Annotated in this window: 1 protein-coding gene; it reads right to left on the minus strand. The window is 29.4% G+C overall.

Translation table 11 applies throughout. The features are described 5' to 3' along the window. The coding region (gene rpsO, locus QQL79_RS22600; protein WP_284394518.1) for a 30S ribosomal protein S15 at positions 1-245 on the minus strand (245 nt) is incomplete at its 3' end. Positions 246-637: the final 392 nt, after the last annotated feature.

Raw genomic sequence — 637 nt, forward strand, 5'->3', positions numbered from 1 at the left:
ATTAATTTCTTATAACGTACTCTATTTTTCTTTGCCAAATAAGCCAGCAAACGTTGACGTTTTCCCAAAAGTCTTCGGAGACCTCTTTCCGATGAAAAATCTTTTTTGTGTAATTCCAAATGTGAAGCAAGTCTCCGTATCTTATTGGTGAAACTGAATACTTGAAATTCAACAGAACCCCAGTTTTCTTCTTTTTCTTCTTTAACCATAAATCCAAAAATTTTTCTACCTCCTTTCTTTTTCATGTATTTTTCTGATCAGGAAAAATAAAAAATTATGTCAGTTATTTTGAAGTTATTCTAATCTCGTACACACAAAAATTTGCAATTATTCATCTACTACTGGAATTTGGATTTATTTTATCGATGCAAATTGGATTTGGATAGAAGGGTACNGAACCCCAGTTTTCTTCTTTTTCTTCTTTAACCATAAATCCAAAAATTTTTCTACCTCCTTTCTTTTTCATGTATTTTTCTGATCAGGAAAAATAAAAAATTATGTCAGTTATTTTGAAGTTATTCTAATCTCGTACACACAAAAATTTGCAATTATTCATCTACTACTGGAATTTGGATTTATTTTATCGATGCAAATTGGATTTGGATAGAAGGGTACATTCTTTTATTTTAGATAGAAG

This window comes from Devosia yakushimensis (assembly GCF_030159855.1).
Lineage (GTDB): Bacteria > Pseudomonadota > Alphaproteobacteria > Rhizobiales > Devosiaceae > Devosia > Devosia yakushimensis.